This window comes from Thauera linaloolentis 47Lol = DSM 12138, from assembly GCF_000310205.1.
Taxonomy (GTDB): domain Bacteria; phylum Pseudomonadota; class Gammaproteobacteria; order Burkholderiales; family Rhodocyclaceae; genus Thauera; species Thauera linaloolentis.
The window spans coordinates 1-5,091 of record NZ_AMXE01000141.1 but is presented as its reverse complement, the minus strand read 5'-3'; the positions used below and the strand labels follow the sequence as shown (position 1 = coordinate 5,091).

The following is a 5,091-nucleotide window of genomic DNA, read 5'->3' as shown; positions in this document are numbered from 1 at the left end:
CCGCAGAAGAGCCCGTGGCGGATGCCCCCACGCCTGCCGCCGAGCCCCAACCCGCCCGCGCGCCGCGCACACCGGCCGCCGCCAGCCGCGACAACGACGCCGGCCCGGCGCCGAGCGCCTCGTCGGGCCTCGAACTGGCCTACGAAAAGACCCGCCTCAACCCCGACTTCACTTTCGACACCCTGGTCACCGGCCGTGCCAACGATCTGGCCCGCGCCGCCGCCATGCAGGTATCGCAAAACCCCGGCACCTCGTACAACCCGCTGTTCGTCTACGGCGGCGTCGGCCTGGGCAAGACCCACCTGGTGCACGCCATCGGCAACGCGGTGTTCAGGCACAACCCGCGCGCGGTGATCCGCTACGTGCATGTCGAGGACTACTACGCCGACGTCGTGCGCGCCTACCAGCAAAAGAGCTTCGACGCCTTCAAGCGCTACTACCGCTCGCTCGACATGCTGATCATCGACGACATCCAGTTCTTCAACAACAAGAACCGGACGCAGGAAGAGTTCTTCCACGCCTTCAACGCCCTCACCGAAGCGCGCAAGCAGATCGTCATCACCTGCGACACCTATCCCAAGGACATTCAGGGCCTGGAAGACCGCCTCATCTCCCGCTTCGACTGGGGCCTGACGGTGCAGATCGAGCCGCCGGAGCTCGAGATGCGCGTCGCCATCCTGAAGAAGAAAGCCGAGGCCCTGCGCGTGGCGGTGGACGACGACGTCGCCTTCTTGATCGCCAAGAACCTGCGCTCCAACGTGCGCGAGCTCGAAGGCGCCCTCAACAAGGTCGTCGCCTACGCCCGCTTCCACGGCCGCCAGATCGGCCTCGAAGTCGCCAAGGAAGCGCTCAAGGACCTGCTGCACGCGCACAACCGCCAGCTCTCGATCGAACACATCCAGAAAACCGTCGCCGACTACTACAAGATCAAGATCGCCGACATGCACTCCAAGAAGCGCACCCGCGTCATCGCCCGCCCGCGCCAGGTGGCGATGTGGCTGGCCAAGGAGCTCACGCCGATGAGCCTGCCGGCGATCGGCGAAGCCTTCGGCGGCCGCGACCACACGACGGTTCTCCACGCCTGCCGTACCATTACCGAGCTGCGCCTCGGCGACCACCAGCTCAACCACGACGTCCACGTGCTCACCCAGGTGCTGCGCGGCTGAACCCGAAGCAGCCACACCACACGAAACCGACCCTTCCGACCAACCCAACGACCTGATCTGACGCCATGCTCCTGCTCACCACCACCCGCGATGCGCTCCTGGCCCCGCTGCAGTCGGTCGCCGGCATCGTCGAAAAGCGCCACACGCTCCCGATCCTGTCCAACGTGCTGATCGAGAAGCACGGCGACCAGCTCACGATGCTCGCCACCGACATCGAGATCCAGATCCGCACCACCACCGCCGGCCACATCGGCGGCGAGGATGCCGCGATCACCGTCGGCGCGCGCAAGCTGCAGGACATCCTGCGCGCCCTGCCCGACTCCGCCGACATCAACCTCACGCTCGACGACAAGCGCCTCACGGTCAAGGCCGGCCGCAGCCGCTTCCAGCTGCAGACCCTGCCCGCCGCCGACTACCCGCGCCTGTCGCCGCCCGACGAAGCGGCCGCCCGCATCACCGTCAGCCAGCGCAGCTTCAAGCGCCTGCTGGCCCAGGTGTCGTACTCGATGGCGCAGCAGGACATCCGCTACTACCTCAACGGCCTGCTCATCATCGCCGACGGCAACGAACTGCGCATGGTCGCCACCGACGGCCACCGCCTGGCCTACGCCGCAGCCGACCTCGACGCGCCGGTGGAACAGCGCACCGAAGCCATCCTGCCGCGCAAGACCGTGCTCGAACTCGCCCGCCAACTCGCCGACAGCGAAGATCCGCTCGAAATCGTCCTCGCCGGCAACCAGGCGGTGTTCCGCTTCGGCCCAATCGAGCTCGTCACCAAGCTCATCGACGGCAAGTTCCCCGACTACGAGCGCGTGATCCCGCAGGGCCATCCCAAGCTCATCAACTTCGCCCGCCAGCCGCTGCTCGCGGCGCTGCAGCGCGCCGCCATCCTGACCAACGAAAAATTCCGCGGCGTGCGCATGGTGCTCGAGGACGGCATCCTCAAGATCATCTCCACCAACGCCGAACAGGAAGAAGCGCTGGACGAGCTCGAGATCGACTACCAGGGCGACAAGCTCGACATCGGCTTCAATGTCACCTACCTGCTCGACGTGCTCAACAACCTGGGCTCGGAAACGGTGGACTGGCGCTTCAACGACGGCAATTCCAGCGCCCTGATCACCCTGCCCGGCAACGACAAGTTCAAGTACGTCGTGATGCCGATGCGCATTTAGTGGAGAGCGAATAAACCTACTGCGCGGGTCGGCGTCGCCGCTGCGATGCTCGCCATTCACCAAGTATGGCTGCGCTTCTCGCGCCGACCTCGACCCGCTCGTTACGGTTTCTTCGCACTCCACTGTGGCAATTTTGTTTTTAAGCAGCAGCGTTCTTTGAATCACCGAGATGACCATGTCCGAACCGCAAAACACGCCGGCCCCGCAAGGGGGCAACGACTACGACGAATCCAGCATCCAGCAGCTCGAAGGGCTGGAAGCCGTGCGCAAGCGCCCCGGCATGTACATCGGCGACACCTCCGACGGCACCGGCCTGCACCACATGGTGTTCGAAGTCGTGGACAACTCCATCGACGAGGCCCTGGCCGGCCACTGCGACGATATCGTCATCACCATCCACGCCGACAACTCGATCTCGGTGACCGACAACGGCCGCGGCATCCCGGTCGGCGTCAAGATGGACGACAAGCACGAACCCAAGCGCTCGGCGGCCGAAATCGTCATGTGCGTGCTGCACGCCGGCGGCAAGTTCAACCAGAACAGCTACAAGGTGTCCGGCGGCCTGCACGGCGTGGGCGTGTCCTGCGTCAATGCGCTGTCCAAGTGGATGCAGGTCACCGTCGCCCGCGACGGCAAGAAGCATCTGCTCGAATTCGAGCGCGGCAAGCCGCAGAACCGCGTCATCGAAGTCGTCGACGGCGTCGAGATCAGCCCGGCACGCATCGTCGGCGAAACCGGCAAGCGCGGCACCAAGGTGCATTACCTGGCCGACGACGAAATCTTCGGCACCGTCGAGTACCACTACGACATCCTCGCCAAGCGCCTGCGCGAACTCTCCTTCCTCAACAACGGCGTCAAGATCCGCCTCGTCGACCAGCGCACCGGCAAGGAAGAAGACTTCGCCTTCGCCGGCGGCGTCAAGGGCTTCGTCGAATACATCAACCGCGCCAAGACGGTGCTGCACCCCACCGTCTTCTACGCCACCGGCACCACCCGCATCCCCACCGGCCAGGGCCACGATGCCGAACTGGCGGTCGAAGTCGCCATGCAGTGGAACGACAGCTACCAGGAACAGGTGCTGTGCTACACCAACAACATCCCGCAGGCCGACGGCGGCACCCACCTCACCGGCCTGCGCGCGGCGATGACCCGCGTCATCAACAAGTACATCGAAGAAAACGAGATCGCCAAGAAGGCCAAGGTCGACATCACCGGTGACGACATGCGCGAAGGCCTGGCCTGCGTGCTGTCGGTCAAGATGCCCGACCCCAAGTTCGCCAGCCAGACCAAGATGAAGCTGGTGTCCTCCGAGGCCCGCCCGGCGGTGGAAGAAGTCGTCGCCAGCAAGCTCGGCGACTTCCTGCTCGAAAACCCGATCGACGCCAAGACCATCTGCAACAAGATCGTCGAAGCCGCCCGCGCCCGCGACGCCGCCCGCAAGGCACGCGAAATGACGCGCCGCAAGGGCGTGCTCGACGGCGTCGGCCTGCCCGGCAAGCTTGCCGACTGCCAGGAAAAAGACCCCGCGCTGTGCGAGCTCTACCTGGTCGAGGGCGACTCCGCCGGCGGTTCCGCCAAGCAGGGCCGCGATCGCAAGTTCCAGGCCATCCTGCCGCTCAAGGGCAAGATCCTCAACGTCGAAAAGGCACGCTTCGACAAGCTGCTGCAAAGCCAGGAAATCGCCACGCTCATCACCGCGCTCGGCACCAGCATCGGCAAGGACGACTACAAGCCCGAAAAACTGCGCTACCACCGCATCATCCTGATGACCGACGCCGACGTCGACGGCGCCCACATCCGCACCCTGCTGCTCACCTTCTTCTACCGCCAGATGCCCGAGCTGGTCGAGCGCGGCCACATCTACATCGCCCAGCCGCCGCTGTACAAGATCAAGCACGGCAAGACCGAGATCTACATCAAGGACGACAACGAGCTCAACGGTCACCTGCTCAAGCTCGCCCTCGACGGCGCCATGCTCATCCCACGCGAAGGTGCCACCGCCATTGTCGACGAAGCCCTGGGCGGCCTCGCCCGCAGCTACCTGCTCGCCGAGGCTGTCATCAAGCGCCTGGCCAGCTACATCGACCCCGAAGTGCTGCAAGTCATGCTTGCCCACGACCTGCAGGTCAGCCTCGACGACGAAGCCGCCGCCCACGCCTCGGCCGACCGCATCCAGGCCCACCTGCCCGAAGGCCTGCAGATCTACCCCGAATACCACGACGAAACCGAAGGCTGGCGCCTCATCATCGAGCGCCTGCACCACGGCAACCGCAAGTTCGGCTGGGTCGAACAGGACTTCCTCGTCTCCGGCGACTACCGCAGCATCCGCAACGCCGCCGAAGCCATCTCCGGCCTCATCGGCCCCGGCGCCGAAATCCGCCGCGGCGAAAAGCGCCAGCCCGTCACCCGCTTTGCCGACGCCATCGGCTGGCTGCTGCGCGAAGTCGAACGCGGCCTCAGCAAGCAGCGCTACAAGGGCCTGGGCGAGATGAACCCCGAACAGCTATGGGAAACCACCATGGACCCGGCCGTGCGCCGCCTGCTACGCGTGCAGATCGACGACGCCATCGCCGCCGACGAGATCTTCACGACGCTGATGGGCGACAACGTGGAGCCGAGAAGGGCGTTCATCGAGGGCAATGCGCTGTATGCGCAGAACATTGATGTGTGAGGTTGTGTAGGTTCTCACTCGTTTTGAAATTTTTCTCACATCGGTGAAATAAATTTCTCAAGAACGGTGAAATGGACCT

At 64.7% G+C, this 5,091-nt stretch carries 3 protein-coding genes; all 3 read left to right on the top strand.

The features are described from left to right. On the top strand, window positions 1-1,166 hold a 1,166-nt coding region (gene dnaA, locus C666_RS18510; protein WP_004347990.1), incomplete at its 5' end, for a chromosomal replication initiator protein DnaA. A 65-nt stretch (window positions 1,167-1,231) separates the two neighbouring features. Beyond that, window positions 1,232-2,341 (top strand): DNA polymerase III subunit beta, encoded by a 1,110-nt coding sequence (dnaN, locus tag C666_RS18505; RefSeq protein WP_004347989.1) that lies wholly within the window; start codon window positions 1,232-1,234, stop codon window positions 2,339-2,341. 175 nt (window positions 2,342-2,516) lie between these two features. Next, window positions 2,517-5,012 (top strand): DNA topoisomerase (ATP-hydrolyzing) subunit B, encoded by a 2,496-nt coding sequence (gyrB, locus tag C666_RS18500; RefSeq protein ID WP_004347988.1) that lies wholly within the window; start codon window positions 2,517-2,519, stop codon window positions 5,010-5,012. Window positions 5,013-5,091 lie beyond the last annotated feature (79 nt).